Genomic DNA, 22,250 nt, shown 5'->3' with positions numbered 1-22,250 from the left:
AGGGAGAACAATAGCTATGAGTAATAAGGAAAAATATATAAATACATGTAATACAGAAACTACCATACCAATATTTTCTAGAAACTGGTGGATGGATGCTGTATGTGAAGAAGAAAACTGGGATGTTATATTGGTTGAAAAAGGTGGACAAGTAGTTGCAACACTACCATATTATTTTATTAAAAAAGATAGTGGAATAGAAATATGCCAGCCTATTCTAACTCAAAAAAGTGGTATATGGCTAAAATATCCTGAAAATCAGAAACTTACAGCAAAATATTCATATGAGAGAAAATTAATTAGAGATGTAATAGACCAATTAGAAAAAAAAAAATTAATATCATACAATCAGAATTTTGATTATTCCTTTCAAAATTGGTTACCTTTTTATTGGCATGGATTTAAACAATATACCAGATATACCTATGTAATTGATAATTTAACCAATCTGGAGAAAGCATTCATGAATATTGATTCTAAAACAAGAAACCAAATAAGAAAAGCTGAAAAAATAGTGAGAGTAAAAGATGATTTAAGTATAGAAGAGTTTTATAAATTAAATGAAATGACATTTAAAAGACAAAATATGGAGATGCCTTATTCTTTACAATTTTTGAAAAGGTTGGACAATGCATGTTATAAAAATAATTGTAGGAAAATCTTTTATGCAGAAGATCAAGAAAAGAAAAAACACGCTGCTATATATATAGTATGGGATGAAAACTCAGCTTACTATCTAATGGGTGGAGCAGACCCAGAATTAAGAAACAGCGAAGCCACATCTTTACTGATATGGGAAGCAATTAAGTATGTAAGTAATGTAACTAAGAAGTTTGATTTTGAAGGAAGCATGATAGAACCTTTAGAAAAATGTTTTAGCTCATTTGGAACTTCTCAAATACAATATTTTAATATTAGCAAAGAATATAACAGAAAAAATTTATTCCATATTATATCAAAAGATATATATGACTATTATCCAGGACTACAAAAAACTTATAGTAGAATAAGAGGTAGATAAATTTGATTTACATTTATAATTCAAACAATAGATATCAAAAACAAATTGAATATACATTTATGACTATTTTCTATCAGCTTGGTTTGGCATATATAACTATCAGAGATATATGCAAGTGTGAATTAAAACCCCAAGATATTTTGTTGCTGTATACAGATGATACTGACATTGATCAATACATAAATAATTGCAAGAATACTATTAATATAAAACAAAGTGTACTACTTTTTGGAGAGAATTATTTAAAAACTAACTCTATACCTAATGTTATCAAAATAATTAATGGAGATGAGCACAGTATTTCAATATTTAGTAGCAACATTGATTTATATGTAAATAAAGATTTAAAAGAAAGAAGAATTATTGAAACTAATATAGATATCATATCTGATATTTTTTTTATGCTTACAAGATATGAAGAAGTAGTTAATACAAAAGCTTATGAAAATGAAAGATTTAATAGATTTCCGGCCAGTGACTCCTTAGCTTTTAAGAATGATTTTCTTGATAGACCTATAGTTAATGAACATATAGATTTATTGTGGAGCTGGATTGATAGTTTTAACTTAGGCTATAAGAGGAAAAACTGGTGGGGAGATAAAGATATTGTGGCTTGCTTAACTCATGATGTGGATAGTATTCAGAAATATAAAAAGTTTAAAAATATAATAAGACCTACAGCAAGTTTGATTATTAAGCACAAGAAGCCTTTAAAAGCCATTGATAATTTTGTTAATTATTTTAAAGGATATAAAAAAGATCCATTCTACACTTTTGATTATATTATTAATTTAGAAAAATATTATGACTTCAAATCTTCTTTTTACTTTATGAGTGGAGGAAATTCCGAAGTTGATAATTTTTATAATATAAAAGATACAAAAGTAATTAAGCTAATAGAGCAAGTGGAGAATGAAGGCTTTGAGGCTGGATACCACTGCAGTTTTAATAGTTATAATAACTTTGAAATGTTAATGGAAGAAAAAGAAAAATTAGATAATATATTTAATATTAAATCATATGGCTGTAGGCAGCATTTCTTAAGGTTTAAAGCGCCCTATACTTGGAGGAATCAAGAAAAAGCGGGTTTATTATATGATACAACTTTAAGCTTTGCTGATGCTGAAGGCTTTAGATGTGGAACTTGTTTCCCATTTAAACCATACGATCTGTTAGAAAATAGAATACTTGATATATGGGAAATACCACTTGTTGTAATGGAAGGAAGTTTACAAAATCCAAATTATAGGGCATATACGTCGGTGAAAGGACTGGAAGAAACTAAAAAATTGATAGATGTAGTGAAAAAGCATAAGGGGGTTTTTACTATGCTTTATCATAACTCAACGTTTGATCCATATGAGCCAACTTGTGAAGGGTGGAAAGAAACATATGAAGAAACTATTAAGTATTTATATAATAGCAATTGCATAGGTAAAAGTGGTAAAGAGATAATAGAGATAATAACTAAATAATGAGACTTATAATTGGAAGAGATTAATATATGCAAATATAAGTAAGCTCAGTTGTTCTTCACTCTCTATGTTACCTATTATCCAGTAGTTTATATCGAAAGATAAGTGTAAAAGTCAATACTATAATATTTTATTAGATTTTAAGGAGGACAAATGAAAATTGTACATTTAAAAGACGAGTTATTACTAAAATTAAAAAATAAAACAGCTAAACTTGGTGTAGTAGGGCTCGGTTATGTAGGATTGCCACTAGCTGTAGAGAAAGCTAAAGTAGGATATGAAGTAATTGGATTTGATGTTCAAGAACAGAAGGTTAAAATGATAAATGAAGGACGCAATTACATTGGTGATATTGTAGATTGTGATTTAACTAGATTAGTATGCGAGGGGAAACTTAAAGCTACTACAGATTTTAGATTTGTTAAGGATGTTGATACTGTATGCATCGCTGTTCCTACACCACTAGATTTATATAAGCAACCGGATTTATCATATGTAGTGGAATCAACCAGAAGTGTAGCTAAGTATTTACATAGGGGAATGTTAGTAGTACTCGAAAGCACTACATACCCAGGAACAACTGAAGAGGTACTAAGACCAATACTAGAAGAATCGGGACTTAAATGTGGAGTAGACTTTTTCTTGGCGTTTTCTCCAGAAAGAATCGATCCAGGAAATAAACAGTTTAATACAAAAAATACTCCAAAGGTAGTTGGAGGATGTACTAAGGATTGTACTGAAGTAGCTGGAATGTTATACAGAAGCGTGCTAGAGGGAGGTATATTGGAAGTGTCTTCTCCAGCAGTAGCTGAAATGGAAAAAATTCTTGAAAACACTTTCAGAAATATAAATATTGCTTTAGCAAATGAAATGGCTATTTTGTGCAAAAGGATGAATATTGATATATGGGAAGTAATAGATGCAGCTAAAACTAAACCTTATGGGTTTATGCCATTCTATCCAGGCCCAGGACTCGGCGGACACTGTATACCGCTTGATCCATTCTACCTAGAGTGGAAAGCAAAAGAGTTTGATTATCATACGAAATTAATAGAAGCATCAGGTATAATTAACGATTATATGCCTGAATTTGTGCTTGAGAATGTTATGAAACTTTTAAATGGTCAGAAAAAAGCTTTAAATGGAGCAAAAGTTCTTCTTATGGGTGCAGCTTATAAGAAAGATATAGATGATATGAGAGAATCACCAACATTAAAGGTTATTGATCAATTAGAAAAGAATGGTGCTGACATAATTATAGATGATCCCTTTATCCCAAAATTTATGCACAAGGGCAAAGAATATGTAACTGTAAATTGGGGAAATGAAATAAAAAATGCAGATATAGTAATAATAACTACAGATCATAGTGAGTATGATTATGAAAAAATTGTAGCAGAAGCCGGTTTATTATATGACACTAGAAACGCTACAAAGCATGTTATAAATAATAGAGAAAAAATAAATAAACTTTAAGAGTAATTTAAGTAAGGCATGCAACCATTGTAAACTATTTTATAATATTGAATGCCTTATTTTACGAAATCATGACAGTATTAATACTATCTAAAACTTATACGAAGGAGGTAAAATATGAAAGGTATTATTTTAGCCGGTGGTTCCGGTACAAGACTATATCCAGTAACAAAAGCAGTATCAAAACAAATATTACCAATATACGATAAGCCAATGATATATTACCCATTATCCGTATTAATGCTCGCAGGTATAAAAGAAATATTAATTATTTCAACACCAAGAGATGTAGTAACATTTGAAGAATTACTAGGTGATGGAAGTGATATAGGACTTAAACTACAATATGCGATTCAAGAAGAGCCAAGAGGACTTGCAGATGCATTTATTATTGGAGAAGATTTCATAGGAAATGATAAGGTAGCTTTAGTACTTGGAGATAATATTTTCCATGGTTATGGCTTTACTGAAAGATTAATGAGGGCATCAGAAAGAGAGGGGGCTACTATTTTTGGTTATCATGTAAGTAATCCAAATGAATTTGGCGTTGTTGAATTTGATAAAGATAATAATGTAGTATCTATAGAGGAAAAACCTCAAAAACCAAAATCAAATTATGCAGTTCCAGGTTTATATTTCTATGATAACGCTGTAATAGATATTGCTAAAAATATTAAGCCTTCTGATAGAGGAGAAATAGAAATAACAGCAGTAAATAATGAATATTTAAGGCGGGGTAATTTGAAAGTTGAGCTTTTTGGCAGAGGCATGGCTTGGCTTGATACAGGAACTCATAGGGGACTACTGGATGCAGCTAATTTTGTTGAAGCTATTCAAACTAGGCAAGGGTTATATGTAGCTTGTATAGAAGAGATAGCTTATAGAAATGGTTTTATAAATAGAGAAGAACTTTTAAAGATAGCAGAACCATTAATGAAAACTGAATATGGTAAGTATTTAGTGCAAATTGCTGATGAGTATAATAAAGCTAATTTAGAAGCAGCCGCTGCAATAGAGTAATTAATGGAGGTATTTATGGAAAACTTTAATTTTATAGAAACTAAGATAAATGGTATGTACATAATTGAGCCTAAAGTTTTTGGTGACAATAGAGGATATTTTATGGAGACTTATAACAAAAATGATTTTTTTGAAGCCGGCCTTACTATGGAATTTGTTCAAGATAATGAATCAAAGTCTAAAAAAGGAGTACTAAGAGGACTTCATTTTCAAACTAAACATACTCAGGGTAAATTAGTTCGAGTTACAGAGGGACAAGTTTTTGATGTAGCCGTAGATTTAAGAAAGGGTTCACCTACCTTTGGAAAATGGGAAGGAGTAATCCTTACAGCTGAAAATAAGAAACAGTTTTATGTTCCAGAAGGATTTGCTCATGGATTTTTAGTTATGTCAGATATGGCTGTATTTAATTATAAATGCACAGATTACTATGCTCCTGAATATGATAGTGGAGTACTATGGAATGATGAAGATATAGCTATAGAATGGCCACTTGAAGGTATAGAAGAGATTTTATTGTCAGACAAGGATAAGTTGCAAAAGAAACTAAAAGATTTAGAAATACCATTTGAATATAAAGGGGTGTAGGCGTTTATGAAAACTTATTTAGTAACAGGTGGGGCTGGATTTATAGGTGCGAATTTTGTTCATTATATGTTAAATAAATATTCAGATATAAAAATTATAAATTTAGACAAATTAACTTATGCAGGAAATTTAGAAAACTTGAAAGAGATAGAAAACAATAAAAACTATACTTTTGTTCAAGGAGATATATGTGATAAAGAGTTAGTAGAAAAATTATTTGCAGAAATTGATATTGATTATGTTGTAAACTTTGCAGCAGAATCCCATGTAGATAGAAGCATAAAAGAACCAGAAATATTTGTAAAGACAAATGTTTTAGGTACTGTAAACCTTTTAAATGTAGCTAAAAATGCATGGGCAATTGGAGATGGATTTAAAGAAGGCAAGAAGTTTATGCAAGTATCTACGGATGAAGTATATGGATCACTTGGTGCTACAGGATTCTTCCTTGAAACTACACCACTAGACCCACATAGTCCATATTCTTCAAGTAAAACAGGTGCAGATCTAATGGTTAAGGCTTATTATGACACATATAAAATGCCTGTAAATACAACTAGATGTTCAAACAACTATGGACCATATCAATTTCCAGAAAAATTAATACCGCTCCTAATAAACAATTGCTTAAATCATAAAAATCTACCAGTATACGGCGATGGAATGAACATAAGAGATTGGTTATATGTGGTCGACCATTGCAAAGCTATAGATATGGTTATAAATAGTGGCAGAGTAGGGGAAGTTTATAATATAGGCGGACACAACGAGCGAACTAATATGCAAATAGTAAAAACTGTTATAAATTATTTAAACGGAAGTGTAGATAGTGAAATAACAGAAAAACTAATAACTTATGTTGAAGATAGAAAAGGTCATGATATGAGATACGGAATAGATCCAGCTAAGATAAAAGAAGAATTAGGATGGCAACCTGAAACTACCTTTGAAGTAGGAATTGCCAGGACAATAAAATGGAATTTAGACAATAAAGAGTGGATGGATAACATTACATCAGGTGAGTACCAAAAATATTACAATAATATGTATGAAAAATAATTTATATAATGAAGCTCTTAGGGACTTAACTCTAAGACTTTGGAGGGAAACTACTGAATATATTTTGGTGGTTTTTTTCGTTGTTAAAAGATTGTTTCATGACATTATCTTAGGTAAAAAAGAGGAAGTGCATTTTGTACATAATTATGCTATAATAATGAAAATAATTAGATATTAGAAAGAGGTGATGTTCTATGCCAGTAATAAGACCGATAACAGATTTGAGAAATACAAATGAAATATCTGAGATGTGCCATAAAAAACGAGAACCTATTTTCATTACTAAAAATGGTTATGGAGATTTGGTTGTAATGAGTATAGAAACCTATGAATCTCAACTTGCCATAGTAGGAGTGTACAAAAAACTTGCTGAAGCTGAAGCACAGATTTCAGATGGGATAACTTTACTAGATGGTGAGGAAGTTTTTAAGAAATTGAGGAAAAAATATGCCGATAAATGAATATAAAATAAAATTCACACCAGTTGCGCAGGAAGATTTAGATCAGATTTATGAGTATATAGTTAATAAATTATTTGCCGAAAATACAGCAAATGATCTGATGGGAAAAATAGAAACAGAGATAATGAGGTTAAAACAATTTCCTTTTTCTTGCAGTCATGTTTTAGATGAAGCATTAAAAACAAGAGGTTATCGTAGATTCATAGTAGATAATTATATTGTATTTTATTTAGTGAATGAAACCGAAAAACAGGTAATAATAATGCGAATTTTATACGGAGCTAGAGATTATGAGAACTTAATGTAAGAAAACATGATTTTGATGCAGCTTGGAAGTCCATTTTAGAAGCATTTGAAGTAGAATCCTTAGATATGGAACTGCTAGAAATACAGAAAGATATAGGGTGACAGGCACTTGTAAAAGAATGTAAATAAAACCTTGGAGAATGGTTTAAGATTAAAGGAAACTATAATATGCGTAAATTTCTAACCTATATAGGTGTTATCCTATGGATGGTGCGCATATTTAAACTGTAATCCCAGCCGGCAGTGCAGACTATTTAAGCATACCGATGGTAGCCTGAAACTACCTTTGAAGTAGGATTGCCAAAACAATAAAATGGAATTTAGACAATAAACAGTGGATGGATAATATTACGTCAGGTGAGTACCAAAATTATTATAATAATATGTATGAAAAATAATTTATATAATGTGACTCTTAGGCGATTTAACTCTAAGAGTTTTTTTAAAATAAAATAGTGCCATCCACGTTTTGGTAGTTTTTTCGTTGTTAAATTCACGACATTAGTTTATTAATAGTGTAATAGTGTAGAATTAAATGTAATCTTCTGATAAAATAAGAATATAGGAAGGAATGATTATATGGAAAGATTAAAGCCTTTAAATGACTTCATCTTCAAGAAAACCTTTGGTGAGGAAGAAACAAAAGATAATCTAATAGCACTACTTAATGCAATCCTAAGTAAAAAAGATAGAGATAAATTAGTAACACTAGAAATAGTTGAAAATAAAGAGCTAACACCTGAATTAATCGGAGATAAGACAGGCATAATAGATGTTAGAGCTAAAACAGAAGATGGCACACAGCTTGAAATAGAAGTGCAGTTAACAAATCAGCACAACATTTCATCTATGGGAAGATGAAGTCAAAGACTACATGCTAACCGACGTTGTAGAGATTCACTTTATAGAAATGGAGAAATTTAGAAAATTAAAAAATAAGAATTTAAAAGAAGATAAGCTTCAAAGGTGGTTATCCTTCTTTAGAGAAGATATAAGTAAAGAAGAATTAAAGGAGTTGATGGACATGGATATTGATATTAGAAAAGCAGAAGAAAAAATAGAATATCTAAGTAGTGATCCAAAGACATTAGAACTTTATAAAGCAAGAGAAAGATCACTTCATGAGAGGGCTAATATGATTAGTTCTGCTAAGGATGAAGGAATTGAAAAAGGAATTGAAAAAGGCAAAATAAAGGTAGCAGAAAATTTCTTGAATATGGGATTGTCAGTTGAACAAGTTGCTAAAGGTTCTGAGCTTTCAATAGAAAAAATAATAGAAATAAAAAAGAAAATGATGCAATAACAAGTAGTACCCCTTGAGTAGCAAGGCGGCCCATATTCTTCAAGTAAAACAGGTGCAGATTTAATGGTTAAGGTTTATTATGATACGTATAAAATGCCTGTAAATACAACTAGATGTGAAGTTGGGTAGAAAAGTAGAGAAAAGCATAGAAACAAAAAAACTTGGCGGTAGCCAGAGAGTGGAACTGCTGAAATTTATAGAAGTATATATTTTCGGTAGTTTTTTTGTCTTTAAGAATCACTTTGCAATAGTATGTTGATAAGATTGATATATGTAAAGATTCAGTTTAACTTAAGTAGCAGCAGCAAGAACGCAGTCGGACCTTTCTCTTCTTTTGTATAAAACATGTAAGTTTTGTGTATTGATAAAAAAAACTTATAATGATATAATCTGATTAGAATAGCATAGGATAATATAAATGGTGGTGTTAAAATGGATAAAGAAACAAAACAGATGTTTGAATTGGTATTGGCCAAGTTAGACAGTATGGAACGAAAGCAAGATAGTATGGAACGAAAGCAAGATAGTATGGAACGAAAGCAAGATAGTATGCAACAAAAGCAAGATAGTATGGACAAAAGACAAGATGAAGTGTATATAATGCAAAGAGGGTTAGAAGAAAATGCTAAAGTAACAAGAGCAGAACAAGATAAAATGATGCATATACTTTCTGACATACAAGGTAAGGTTACAAAATTAACTGGAGAAGTTGAAGAACATGAAAATTTTATTAGTCAAATAAGATCTATTAAATAAAAACTAGCAAGGCGCTGACCACTAAAATATTTAAATATATTTCAGTGGTTTTTTTTCGTCGTGAAGAGAAGGATATGCTATATTTAATTCAAAAATTATAGTAATTGTGGTATTATATAACTATAAAAGTAAAGGGAGGAGTATATGCATACAACTAAGAAGTTAAGGAAAAACAAATTAATATGGGCAGTAATTACTTTAGTAGGAGTGCTAGCAATTTTTTCATACCTTATATTATATAATGGTGGAGTAGTACTTAAAAAAACCACTTCCACAGAGGCTATAGATAAACTTAAAAATGTACAGGTAAAAGGTGGGCAATTTGAATTAACTCAAAAGAATATAGATGAGTTAAGTAGCTTATATTTTGCAAAGCCTATAAGCAAAGGAAACGTAACCCTTACAGGAGTTAGTATTCAAATTTATAATGACGAGATTTTAATTAAGGCTCCTATCACTTACAAGAAGCTTGATTTGTTATTGTCCTCCAAGGGGAAAATAGATTTTTCTAATGGGGAAATTACATATACTGCTGATAACTTCAAAATTGGCAAGCTTACACTACCTAAAAAATTAGTAATGTCCCAAATATTAAAGCTTAAAAATGAGAGAATTTATGTTGAGGACAATTTAATAAAAATTAATCCAAGCATAATTCCTTTTAAGATAAATAGTCTTAAAATTAAAGATAATAAAATTTTAGCTGTAGCCTTGACTCAGGGTAAAAAAACTTCATTTGCAGATCTTAATAAAATGAGTGAGAAAGAAATAGATAAACAACTAGCTTCAGTTAAGGAGAAAATACAAAGTGCCACTGCACTTATGAATGCTGCAGAAAAAGCAAAAGCAAAAGAAATTCAAGGCATCATAGAAGAGGTTAAGGGGAAATCTATAGAAGAAAAGAAAAAAGCTATAAGTGATACTATTTCTGAGCTTAATGAGGCTATTAATAAAACAACAGACGGCGCGAAAAAGAAAGAATTAGAAAAAATAAAAGCAGAGGCCAAAATGGTTGAAAATGCTGCAGCTGAAAAGGAAAAGATATCTCAGAGGCAAAACCAGGTTAGGCGAGGTGCATTAATTAAAGCTGCGGAGGATCTAAACGGTGCCTATTCTCAGGTAGAGACTTCAAAAGAGAAGCAGATAATATCAACAATGCAGTCAACTATGGATAAGATGGCATCCGATCCTTCCTATAATTCTAGCTCAGAGCAAGCTTATGTTAAGTCTATGTATAGTGCATTAAATGCAGGTAGCAAAAACAAAGTCAAGTATGCATTAGCTTCTAATGTTGAAGGTAGCAATCTTCAATTGCTAAGAGATATTTTTGGAGTATAAGAGCATTAAAATAAAAGCTATCAAAATACTTCTCATGTATTTTGATAGCTTTATTTTTTTAATTTTAGGGCTAATGGGTCGAAAATTAGCGAATTAGTTATTTATTTATAAAAAAATATGATATGATAGAAGAATTGGAATTAATATAATGATTTCAAAGTAAAAGCCAATTAAGCATGAAGATTAAAAAAATGGATAGTGGAGGCTAAACAATATGTTTACAGCTTTAAAAATAGCCTGGAGATTTTTAATAAACAGTAAGATTCAAACATTAGTAATAATTTTAGGTATTGCCATAGGGATTTCAGTACAAATATTCGTTGGGCTGCTAAGTATGGGACTTGAAACTACATTGCTGGATAAAGTGGTTGGGAATTCCACTCATATAACAATCTACCCTAAGAATAGTATAATAGAAAATTATCATGAAAAGGAAGCCAAAATTAGAAAACTGGATAGTAAAATAACATCGGTGGCGCCCGTAGTGGAGTATGCTGCATCTATTAAGCGTAAGGATATGGTTGAAGCAATTCAAATTAGAGGATTTATTTCTAAAGATTTGGATTCGTTATATAATATAAAAAATAAAATTTATAAGGGAAGAACCATCCAAAATCCTAAAGAAGCAATATTAGGAAAGGAACTTAGTGAAAAATTAGGCTTAAAAATAAATGATAATATTGATGTAATAACCCCTGATGGAAAGAATATGGGAATAAAAGTGGTAGGATTTTATGATTTAGATACAATAAAGGTTAATAAAATTTTAGTTATTACAGATTTAAAAACTGCTCAAGATTTGGCGGGGGTTGGTGATGCTGCAAGCTCTATGCAATTATCTACAAGCGATCCTTATAATGCAGATTCTATTGCAACCAAAATAGAAACAGGGCTAAAAGACAAAAATTTAAAGATAGAAAATTGGAAAGATCAAAATAAACTATTAGTAAGTGCTATAATGGGCGAAAAAGTATGTAGTATAGTAATTCAACTTTGCGTAATGATTGCAGCTGTTTTAAGTATAATAAGTATAATGGGTATAAGTGTGGTTCAAAAATACAAGCAAATAGGTATTTTAAAGGCCATGGGTATAAAAGATGGTTCGGCTGGTGCTATATTTTTAATTCAAGCTTTTATATTAGGTATAGTTGGTACTTGCCTTGGTGTGGCTTTAACCTATATATATATAAGAGGCTTTAATAGATATATAGTTTCCTCAGATGGAACACCTATAGTTAAGATAATTATAAATTATAGCTTTATAATTAAATTATGCATTATTGATGTAATTGCCTCAACGCTAGCAGCATTTTTTCCAGCTATAAAATCCTTTAAATTAACGCCTGTGGAGGTCATAAAAAATGGATAGTATTATACAACTGAAAAATATCAATAAGATTTATGGCAGAAGAGTTAAAACACAAGTATTAAATAATATAAATTTATCTATTGATAAGGGATCTCTTAATGCTATTATAGGAGAATCTGGTAGTGGTAAAACTTCATTATTAAATATAATAGGAATGCTGGACAAGCCTACAAGTGGACAAGTAGAAATGGAAGGTAAAAGAATAGACAAAATGAGTAGAAGGTCTTTAGCCTCTATTAGAAATAGAGAGATAGGTTTTGTATTTCAATTTCATTATTTATTGCCAGAGTTTAATGCATTGGAAAATGTGCTTATGCCACACTCTATAAGAAATTTATTTTCTGGAAGAAAAACTCGTGAAAAAGCAAAAGAGCTTCTTGAACTAGTGGGACTTCCAGCGGTTAAGCATAACAAAGTATATGATTTGTCCGGGGGAGAGCAACAAAGGGTAGCAATTGCTAGGGCACTTATGAATAACCCTAAAATAATACTGGCAGATGAGCCTACGGGGAATTTGGATTCTCACTGCTCTGAAGTTATATACAATATATTTAGAGATATAAATAAAAATTTTGGAACTACCTTTATAATAATAACTCATGATGAAAGAATAGCAAAAAAAACAGATAGAATAATTGAAATAAAAGATGGTGTAATTTAAAGCAATCAAACTACAAAGAAAATAGTGCCTTTAGGGCACTATTTTTTTTATATATCACAGGATAATTTATCTGTGAAATTGACAAAATCATTAATTAATGAAAAAAATATATAATTATTTTACTGCAAAAAATGTCGAATGGAAGTTAGGAATATATTCCCAAAGACAGGAGCTAAACTTATCCTTAAATAATTTCTGCCCAAAATTTTAATAATTAAGTTTAAAAAATAGGGTTGTTTCATATAAACTAAAGATTTTAGCAATTTTTTTTATTTATTATCATTTCGACAATATACGACTGGAATTTAAAGCAATTCTAGAAAATAGTTAATTACATTAGTGCAATTATTGATAATGAATAATTTACATTAAATAATGGTTTAACTTACCTGTTGAAATTCGACATATTTCTAGTATAATACAATTAGTTTGTTATTTAAATCCAAATGTATTTTAAGAAATATTATCTAGGACTAGCCTATTAAAGGATTCAAAGCTAAAAGAGATTTTAGAATACGGAAAAGAAGGATACGATTTTTTCTGATGGAATTAATAGGACAAACTTTAATATCATAAGGTAAAAAACTAAAATACTATTTTAATATGCCACAACCATAGTTGAAATTTGACGAAATATGGTATATAATAGAATAATAATATGAAAATTGTAGAAATTTGAAATAAGCATTGTAATTGTTCTCCGGATTTAAGAATTTTATTGAAAATGCGGTAGGAATAAAAAATATCACAAGCACATTGAAGTCTTTAATTACAATCTTACTATAAAACTTACTCGTGACCTTTTATAGTAACAAAAAATGGCTACCTAGGGGGCGCGTAATTAAAGAAAAGCTAATTGTACTCTTTAAAAAGACTACAATTATAATTATGTTTTTATTTTTATATAAAATAAAAAATATCTATTAATGGGAGGGACAAACATATGAAAAGAATCAAAAGAACATTAAGTATATTTATGGCAGCATTATTTGTAATGGTTGGAGTTTTAGGTAACGTTACCGCAAAGGCCGAGGCAGTAGTTGTTCCAGTAGTAAATTATGTTGGAGTAGAACATTCACCACTAGTGGTAGGGGACACTGAAAAATTTACAGTAACTTCATCAAAATATGAAGGCCTAGTACAATATAGAGCATTCCTTTTCGACGGTAAACAGTGGAATGAATTAACAAGTGGATATGGTGCAGCAGTAGATTCTAAAACACCATATGCGTTACCAGAAACAAAAAAATTCACACTAGGAAAGCAACAGCTTTCAGTTTGGGTAAAAAAAGCTGGAAAGACAGGCGTTAAATCAAACAAAAACGGTGACTTTGATAGTTACTATGTAGCAGAACTAAATTGTGTAGCTAAAGATGATGCAAATAGAGTATACGCTGACGGAAAAGCAGATTATACAGTTAATGGAATGAAATTAACTTTTAATAAAATAGAAGGAATAGGCGGAATCGAAGGACCATACAAATATGCAATGCATATAATGGATCCATCCACTGGAGTATGGACAAAGAGAGTAACTACTTATCAAGAAACTCCATCATACACATTCACAAAACCAGGAACTTACATGGTTGTTATACATGCAAATACAGAAAAATCAACAACTTGGGGAAAATACTTAGCACAAGACAGAACAGACCATAATCAAGGTTCAACATATGGAACATATGAAGCTTGGAAAACAATAATGCTAACTGTTAGAGCAGAAGATACAGTAAAAGTATTTGATACTACTGTTAAAGAAGCTACATTTGGATCATTAGTAAATGTAACTATGACAGCAGATGGCATTAAGAACTTTGCTACAGCTACGCAATACCAAATATTTAATGGTACAAGCGCTATATCATCTATGAGTAACTTAGGAACTGCTACAACAGTTTTCCCAGCTAAAGTTTCTGGTGATAAAGTAAGTGTTAAATTATTTGATGCAAGTGCAAAGGAACTTAAAGTTATAGAAGCTGCTTTAGGACAATCAGGAACAATTGCAGTTGTACCAGTAGAACCAGTAGATCCGAGTACAGTAGAAGTTAAAGCAACAGTAAAACCTGCTACATTTGGGTCATTAGTAACTGTTACATCAACTCTAAAAGACGCAGTTAAATACCAAGTATTTAATGGTACAGAAGCTTTATCAGCTATAGAAGTTCTTGGAACAGCTACAACAGTTTTCCCTGGAAAAGCTTCTGGAGACAAAGTTAATGTTAAATTAATAAATGAAGCTGGAACAGTAATTGCAACAAACGAAGTAGCTTTAGTAGCTGCTAACTAATAACTTTTAAAAGAACTTTAATCCTTAATTAATATCTGATTAAGGGTAGTTAATAAGAAAAATCAACTAAAATAATGGAGGTAGAAATATATGAATAAAAAAATTACAAGTTCAGTTCTTGCTGCTGTAATCATAGCAGGAACAACATCTTTCTCAGCTTTTGCTGCAATGGCAAATGGTACTGTTGTGATAGGAAACAAAGCTTTTGACTTAGCTTATGCTAATGATGTGAAAAATCTTACTGAAATCACTAATGCAATAATTGCAGGTGGAGCAGTTTACATTAAAGATTTCCAAGGAAATTGGATAGACAATACTACAGGACTCCTAGTAAATGCAAGTGTTATACCAGTTGTAGTTTATAAAAATGCGGATGGAATAGAAACTAATTTTGATGCTAAAGATACAGATATAGTGACTACAACATCAGTTACAGCAGTAAATGCAATTAATGCTAAAACTCTTGAAGTTAAATTTAACAAAGCAGTTGACGCAATAGATGCTGCAATTATAACAAAATATGCTGTAGCAGGCATGGATATCACGAAGGCAGTAGTTTCAGAAGATGGTAAGACTGTTACGTTAACAACTAAAACTGAGTTAAAAGTTTCAAATGCTAAAGTAACTGTTTCACCAATCAAAACAAAATCAGATGTTACCGTTTTAACAGCTGAGTTCAATACACTTCTAACATTTGCAGATACAACTTCAGCATCAGTTAAATCTGTTGCAGCAAAAGGAACTACAGCGGTTATCACTTTTGATGAGCCTATGCAAAATGAAGGAACAGTAAGCTTAGATGGTGTTCAGCTTTCTGGTACTCAATATACTTTAGTTGATAATATGCTAACAATCACAGGGTTAACTGCTGATAAGTCTTATAAAGTAGATATTATTGGAGCAACTGACGCAGCAGGTAATATCTCCAACCCTATGGCTGTTAACTTCACAGTAGACAGGCTAGTAGTTGATAGTTCAAAGCCAACTGTAACTTCTACTGTTAATGGTACAGAAATCACTTTCGATTTCTCAGAGGAATTATCTAAGCAAAACCTTGATGGTAACGCTTCTATTGAAGAGTATGCAAAAGTAACTGTAGGAACTAGTGTTTTCTACTTGACTGATGCTCAAATTAAAGATACTACTGATAAAACTAAATTCACTGTAGATGCAGTATCTGTATTGGCTTCAGAGAAATTTATAAATACAACAGTTAAAATAGAAGGACAAAAAGACCTAGCATTGAATGCTGGAGATGCATTTGAATTCAATGCTACTCTAACTAAAGATTCAACTCCTGCTACTCTTTCATCTACTTCAACAAAAATGTTAGTAGCTGATGATACAGCGGTTAATACAGATAAAGATGCTTTATATCTTACTTTCAATGAGCCTGTAAAAATTAACGGTGCATTAACTCTTAAAACTAAGAATGGCATTGTTTACACTGCTGGAACTGTAACAAATGTAAATGAAGTTACTGGAGCTGGTTTTGATGTTGATGCTAACGGTAAAATTGAAGGTGCTGAGCTAAATACTATTAAAGTTGATATGGACTTAGATAGTAACTCCGCATACACTTTCGAATTAGCTGCTGGATCCGTATCAGACTTGTCTGGAAATGTAAATGCAAGTGTTATTGCATTTAATGCTTCATCTAGCATTTTCCAAACTTCACCTGGAACAGTTACAGCTTCATTAGCATTTGCTAGCACTACACCTGTTGTAGTAGATCCTACTAATAGTAAAGTATTTACTGTTGAGTATGCTACCAATGTTACTACTTCAGCTACAACAGCATTTAATTATACTCTTGGAGGAAAAGCATTGCAAGCAGGAACTGAACTTCAGTTTGTTGATGGTACTAAGAAAGTAAGATTCACATTACCTGAAGGATCTATTACTGCTAATGGTAATTATGGTCTTGAAGCTAAGAATGTTATAGATGCAATTGGAAACACTTTGAAAGATGGCAAAGCAACTGCTCAAGTTCCATTAAAAGAAAATGTTGCTCCAGTAGCTTCTAAAATAATTGTAGTTGATAGCAAAAATTTCACTGTTGATTTCTCAGAATTACTTGTAGGTAATACAACTCCAAGTGGAGTTATAGTGAAAGTCAATGGAACTGTGGTTACTGCAGTTGTTACAATTGCTAATGGTAAATTAGCTATTAAAACTACTAACGATTACTCATTAACAGATACAATTACTGTTGAACTTAAAGCTACAAACTTAGCAGATGGCAATGGCAACATTGTTAAAGACGCTGCTATTTCTAAATAGAAATAGTAAATGAATATTTTAATCAAAGGCCCTGTGGAGATGCTCTCCACAGGGCCTTTTTAAAGAGGGGTCAGGCACTTGTAAAAAAATGGCGGGTGACAGGCACTTGTAAAAGAATGGAAAAGTATAAAAAGCTTTTATAATACTTAAAACAATGATAAAATTAAAACATATGTTATAGAAGGACAAGTTCATCTTTGAGCTTGTTTGAGTACAATGTAAAATTTAAATACTATTTTAATGAGAGGAGAAAAATATATGAATGATGTTATAAATTTCAAAAAAGGCTCTAATAACAGTGTAGTTATTGATATTTCCGATACAACCTCCATTGTTAGTATTACAGTTCCTTCAACAGAATTATATAGTGCAGACAAAGAAAATGCTTGTGCATTTAAGGTTAATGAGGATGGAAAAATAATAATTAATTGTAAAACTAGTGAAGATAGTATTAAGATAGTAAATACTATTGCTAAAGAGGAAGCTAAAGAGGAAAATTTAATTGATACCTTTGAAAAAATACCAGAAGGGCTATCAGAGGCGCAGATAAATAAAATCCTAGGATTTTTAGAGGGGAAAGATCTCAAAGAAACCGGATGGAGTATGATATATCCATATAGCGTTAGTGAAACAGAAGATGGAGACATAAAGATTACATTAGTAATACATAATGGAGCTAAATTACGGTTAAATTTACCGCAAATATCACTAAAATTGACAGATGCAAACAAATCATTAATAATAGAAGAAGAAGTTGATATAGATGCAATAGTGAATCCAGGAAAAATAGGAATATTTGAAACTATAGTAAGTAAAGAAAAGCTGAAAGAAAGTACTATTAATTTGGAAAAATGGGATATAATTTTTACTGGGTAAAATTAAATATGCAAAATAGTAGGAAATATAAGTAGGTTTGTGTAAATTATTTACACAAACCTACTTATATTTAAGTAAAATTACTATACTATTTTGACGTAACTTGTAGTATTACATCTTTGCTGGATTTTTGAATTATAATACTTGCCATATGCTTATCCTTTTTTGCAAAAATACTATAGTGTTTTTTTGCATCTGTAATGGTCCATCCATCTTTTTTTAAAATATTTTGATAATCTTCAAACACCTTTATATCTGTAGTGTTTTTTATAGTATATGTTGAAGTAGCAAGTGCTGATTTTTTGCTTGCAGGAGTGTACTCAGTTGGTTGTACTCCATTATATGATGGAAGATACGTTAATTTTTGAGTATAAATTATTTTAGTACTAGTAGTAGCAGTAGGTGTAGTAGTGGTAGCTTTACTCGCATTAACAGGAGTTTTTGCACCACATGCAACAAATAATATTGATATACCTAATACCATAGGAATGTATAAAAATTTTTTCAAAAAAATCACCTCATTAAAATTTTAGTCAAGATTCGAGGTAATGTCAAGTTTTTCACAGAAAACATCCATTCAACAGGGAGAATTACCCCTTTATTTCTACAAACTCTTATCTGATATTTAGAATAATAATGAAAACAAGTTTATAAAATTAATGTATATATTGACCTTTTATGGTTTAATTATAATAAGATTTATAAAAGTGCAACTATATTGTCGGACTAATCGTTATTTAAGGGTAAGGGGTAAAATTTTAACAACTATAATTTTTAACCATATTTAGCACCATAGGTGATGATTTAATAGTACATAAAATCACAATTAATATTTGATTAGCTTAATATAAAGTATTAAAGATAAAACAAAACAATGGAGGTATAAATATATGAATAAGAAAATTACAGGGTGCGCTCTTGCTACACTCATGATAGCAGGATCAACATCCTTCTCAGCTTTTGCTTCAATGTCCAGTGGTACGGTTGTAATAGGTAATAAAGCTTTTGACTTAGCTTATGCTAATACACAAGCGAATATTGTTGAAATAACTAACGCGATAGTTGCAGGTGGATCAGTTTATATTAAAAATTTCGACGGAAAGTGGATTACTAATGAAGGTGGATTAAAAGTAGAAGCAAGTGTTATACCAGCAGTAGTTTATAAAAATGCTACTAAAGAAATTAAATTTGATGCTGGAGATAAAGATGCATCAGGTGCTCTAGAAGCAGCATATTTATCAACATTTACTAATGCAACAAATGCAATCAACAATACATCTAATGTTGTATATTTAACAGCATCAGATCAATATGGAAAAGCTTATAATATAGCAACAGATTCTTCTTATAAAGTAACAGCCACAGTAAATGGAATGCCTTTAACAACAGAAGTGAAACTCGCAACAGAGAATAATATGGCAAAAATCACAATAGCAAAAGAATTAGTTGAAAATGACGCTGTAGTTATTAAAGTGGAAAAATTTGATAAGGATGGAGGGGATAAAACAGCTAAATTATTAGCTTCAATAAGTTCTGTGTACATAGTGGAGAAAGATGGAGCAGTTGTTCCTAAGTCAATTGCAAAAGTAACTCCATCAGTAGATAGTATAGTAGTAGGAGATGCAAAAGTAACTTTAACAGCTGATATAAGAAATCAATTTAACAACCCAATGTCAGATGCAGGTAAAGGTAAAACACTAGTAAGATGGGTAGTAGATGCAGGCATGGACTTAATAGATGAGAATGGGGTACTTGGAAATGAATCACAAAGTGATAATGATACACAGTTAAATAAAGTAGAATTCACAGCTACAAAACCAGGTACAATAACTATAAGTGCATATAATATTGCTAATGGCGCTAAAGCTACATATACAGTTATAGTAGCACCAGCTAAACTTACAGCACTTAGGCTAACTTCCGAAAATCCAACTACGCAGTTTAATAATGAAAATATTAAATATAATAAAATAGCTAGAAATGATGGTGTTGTATTAACAGCGGATATGATTAAATTTAACATAACTCCAAAAACTGTAAATACAGGTGCAAGTGATATAGCAGTTTCAGCTGCACTCAGAGGTGGTAATGGTACTGACAAAAATGATATACTAATCAATGCTAAAACAACAAAAGTTGGGACCTATGAAGTTACACCATATGTAGGAACCACATTTGATGCAGAAGGTACTATAAAATCAGCAAAATTTGATGTGGTAACTACATTAAATTCAACCGCAACAAAGATTGAGCCAATAACATTACAAAAACTTAAAGTTGATATAAAACAAGCAGCAAACTTAGTGATAAGAAATACTTATGGTGAAGCTATAGACGTAACTTCCAATAATGTTACCACTGTAGTTTATAAAGATGGAATAGTATCTGACAAAGTAATAGTGGAAAAATTAGATAAAGATGGACAACTAGCAACTACAAAGGCAGTTAAAACCTTAAGATTTAATGCCATAGCTGGTGGAAACTATGTGGTACGCGTAACCGTTAATGGAACAACTGCAACCTATGATATAGCAGCTTTAGCAGAACTTACAACAATTAAAACAATTGAATTTGGGAATAGCGTTGCACAGGATAGTATAATAGCTAATGCTACAGAGCCTGTTTATAGAGTGATTAGTGTAAAAGATAGTAAAGGTGATGAAATAACTCCTGATATTAAAGATTGGTCTATTTCAACTAAAAATGGTGCAAATGCTATTTCCAGTTTTGCAAGCCTTGTTTATTACAAACGAGATGCAAGAGGGCTAGTTGTAGAAGCTACTTCAATAGAGGCGCAAGGAATAGCTGTGAAATTTGCTCCAAATGTAGCACCTATAAATGCTTATACTGCAGATACAATATTAACAGTAACAGTTGGAAATAAGGCAATATCTGCAACAGATGTAATCAAAGATACATTAAATGTAACTGTAAAAGCTAAGAGTTCAGTAAAGAATATAACTCTAGCAGATTCAGCTGTTACAGTAATTCCTGGAGCTACTGTTAAAAAAGAATTAGTTTTACTTGACCAATATTCAAAAGTTATAACTGATCCTACAATGGTAACAGCAATGGCAACAGATGATACAAAAGTTACTGCGGCAGTTTCCTTTGATGCAATAGCTAAAAAGATGTATATAACATACACTGGTAAAAAAACAGGAACTGATACAATAGTTTTAAAAGCAGTGGCTGACGCTAATGTAAAACTAACTGTAAATGTAACTATTGGGGATAACACAAATATAAGCTCCATAGCCTTTGATGCAAATCGTTATAAAGTGTACAATTCAACTGATGATACGAAAGATCAAACAGTGGCATTAACTTATAGAGTAAATGGTGGATTAATAGACATTCCTGCAAGTGCAATTAGCGTAATTGCTGATTCTGATTTAGTTACTGTAACCAAATCTGGTTCGGAAATATTTGTTAAAGCTAAGGCAAATGATGCTACAACAGGTATTGGTGGTACTGATGCAGTTGTAACAATAAGCATCCTTACAGCTAATGGAAAAACATCTTCAATATATTTAACATTCTCTGATGATGCACTAGTAGTTGATAAATCAACAGTAGTAATTAAAGACACTGTGGATGAAAATATAGGTGTAGCAGGAGTACAATTAGTAATTGGAAAAATGGAAACAACAAAACAGATTATTTTAATAGGCAAAGATCAGTACGGAATTGAAAAAGAAGTACAAGCTGATACAACCTGGACTTCTGCAAATGAGGAAGTAGCTACAGTAAGTTCTTCTGGTCTTGTGACAGCAGTAAAAGCTGGAAAAACAACTGTAACAGGTTTCTATAAAGGAAATTTATATACTATAGAAATTGAAGTACCAAAATAAAAGGGGTCAGGCCCCTGGGTAAATATGGTAAAAATACGCTAGCAAAGCCCCTATTGCGCCATAGATAGATGTTTTGCTTAGTGATATATTCTATTTAAAAAAATGTATGAAAAC

Annotated in this window: 17 protein-coding genes and 2 pseudogenes; 18 read left to right on the top strand and 1 reads right to left on the bottom strand. The window is 31.1% G+C overall.

Annotated features, from left to right (window positions below):
- Positions 1–16: 16 nt before the first annotated feature.
- The 17 genes and pseudogenes from Ctaglu_RS06870 to Ctaglu_RS06785 all read left to right on the top strand — a co-directional run bounded on the left by Ctaglu_RS06870 (position 17) and on the right by Ctaglu_RS06785 (position 18,282).
- Positions 17–1,021 (top strand): GNAT family N-acetyltransferase, encoded by a 1,005-nt coding sequence (locus Ctaglu_RS06870; RefSeq protein ID WP_124999420.1) that lies wholly within the window; start codon positions 17–19, stop codon positions 1,019–1,021.
- 2 nt (positions 1,022–1,023) lie between these two features.
- A complete protein-coding gene (locus tag Ctaglu_RS06865) occupies positions 1,024–2,496 on the top strand; it encodes a polysaccharide deacetylase family protein (RefSeq protein WP_124999418.1) in 1,473 nt (490 codons plus the stop codon).
- Positions 2,497–2,649: 153 nt separating this feature from the next.
- Positions 2,650–3,972: a nucleotide sugar dehydrogenase gene (locus Ctaglu_RS06860; protein ID WP_124999416.1), complete on the top strand. Its 1,323-nt coding sequence runs from the start codon at positions 2,650–2,652 to the stop codon at positions 3,970–3,972.
- A gap of 117 nt (positions 3,973–4,089) precedes the next feature.
- Positions 4,090–4,992, top strand: coding sequence for a glucose-1-phosphate thymidylyltransferase RfbA (gene rfbA, locus Ctaglu_RS06855; protein WP_124999414.1), 903 nt, complete (start codon positions 4,090–4,092; stop codon positions 4,990–4,992).
- Positions 4,993–5,007: 15 nt separating this feature from the next.
- Positions 5,008–5,580 carry a dTDP-4-dehydrorhamnose 3,5-epimerase gene (gene rfbC / locus Ctaglu_RS06850; RefSeq protein ID WP_124999412.1) on the top strand — a complete coding sequence of 191 codons (573 nt, stop codon included), beginning with the start codon at positions 5,008–5,010 and terminating at the stop codon, positions 5,578–5,580.
- A 6-nt stretch (positions 5,581–5,586) separates the two neighbouring features.
- On the top strand, positions 5,587–6,639 hold the full coding sequence (rfbB, locus tag Ctaglu_RS06845) for a dTDP-glucose 4,6-dehydratase (protein ID WP_124999410.1): 1,053 nt from the start codon (positions 5,587–5,589) through the stop codon (positions 6,637–6,639).
- 194 nt (positions 6,640–6,833) lie between these two features.
- Complete coding sequence (locus Ctaglu_RS06835) at positions 6,834–7,100, top strand: type II toxin-antitoxin system Phd/YefM family antitoxin (protein WP_124999406.1); 267 nt, start codon at positions 6,834–6,836, stop codon at positions 7,098–7,100.
- Positions 7,087–7,407: a type II toxin-antitoxin system RelE/ParE family toxin gene (locus Ctaglu_RS06830; protein WP_124999404.1), complete on the top strand. Its 321-nt coding sequence runs from the start codon at positions 7,087–7,089 to the stop codon at positions 7,405–7,407. The genes Ctaglu_RS06835 and Ctaglu_RS06830 overlap by 14 nt, the downstream gene beginning before the upstream one ends.
- 272 nt (positions 7,408–7,679) lie before the next feature.
- Positions 7,680–7,804, top strand: a pseudogene (locus Ctaglu_RS25870) (dTDP-glucose 4,6-dehydratase); the annotation flags it as partial.
- 181 nt (positions 7,805–7,985) lie between these two features.
- Positions 7,986–8,709 (top strand): annotated as a pseudogene (locus Ctaglu_RS06820) (Rpn family recombination-promoting nuclease/putative transposase).
- Between the two features lie 432 nt (positions 8,710–9,141).
- Positions 9,142–9,465, top strand: a complete 324-nt coding sequence (locus Ctaglu_RS06815) for a hypothetical protein (RefSeq protein ID WP_124999402.1) — start codon at positions 9,142–9,144, stop codon at positions 9,463–9,465.
- Positions 9,466–9,609: 144 nt separating this feature from the next.
- Complete coding sequence (locus Ctaglu_RS06810) at positions 9,610–10,803, top strand: hypothetical protein (protein ID WP_124999400.1); 1,194 nt, start codon at positions 9,610–9,612, stop codon at positions 10,801–10,803.
- 214 nt (positions 10,804–11,017) lie between these two features.
- Positions 11,018–12,172: an ABC transporter permease gene (locus Ctaglu_RS06805; RefSeq protein WP_124999398.1), complete on the top strand. Its 1,155-nt coding sequence runs from the start codon at positions 11,018–11,020 to the stop codon at positions 12,170–12,172.
- Entirely contained in the window at positions 12,165–12,833 is a 669-nt protein-coding gene (locus tag Ctaglu_RS06800) for an ABC transporter ATP-binding protein (protein WP_124999396.1), read from the top strand. Before Ctaglu_RS06805 ends, Ctaglu_RS06800 begins: the two co-directional genes overlap by 8 nt.
- Positions 12,834–13,776: 943 nt before the next feature.
- Positions 13,777–15,123: a hypothetical protein gene (locus Ctaglu_RS06795; protein WP_124999394.1), complete on the top strand. Its 1,347-nt coding sequence runs from the start codon at positions 13,777–13,779 to the stop codon at positions 15,121–15,123.
- A gap of 90 nt (positions 15,124–15,213) precedes the next feature.
- Positions 15,214–17,406 carry an S-layer homology domain-containing protein gene (locus Ctaglu_RS06790; protein ID WP_124999391.1) on the top strand — a complete coding sequence of 731 codons (2,193 nt, stop codon included), beginning with the start codon at positions 15,214–15,216 and terminating at the stop codon, positions 17,404–17,406.
- Between the two features lie 258 nt (positions 17,407–17,664).
- A complete protein-coding gene (locus Ctaglu_RS06785) occupies positions 17,665–18,282 on the top strand; it encodes an SLAP domain-containing protein (RefSeq protein ID WP_185732612.1) in 618 nt (205 codons plus the stop codon).
- An 88-nt stretch (positions 18,283–18,370) separates the two neighbouring features.
- On the opposite strand, the gene Ctaglu_RS06780 is transcribed toward Ctaglu_RS06785, so the two are convergent.
- A complete protein-coding gene (locus Ctaglu_RS06780) occupies positions 18,371–18,790 on the bottom strand; it encodes a hypothetical protein (RefSeq protein ID WP_124999387.1) in 420 nt (139 codons plus the stop codon).
- Positions 18,791–19,172: 382 nt separating this feature from the next.
- Here Ctaglu_RS06780 and Ctaglu_RS06775 point away from each other — a divergent pair, with 382 nt between their 5' ends.
- On the top strand, positions 19,173–22,136 hold the full coding sequence (locus Ctaglu_RS06775) for an Ig-like domain-containing protein (protein ID WP_124999384.1): 2,964 nt from the start codon (positions 19,173–19,175) through the stop codon (positions 22,134–22,136).
- Positions 22,137–22,250: the final 114 nt, after the last annotated feature.

The organism is Clostridium tagluense, assembly GCF_003865095.1.
Classification (GTDB): Bacteria; Bacillota; Clostridia; order Clostridiales; family Clostridiaceae; genus Clostridium_AD; species Clostridium_AD tagluense.
Note: the sequence above shows the minus strand (reverse complement) of the source record. Positions and strands in the feature narration are given on the sequence as shown.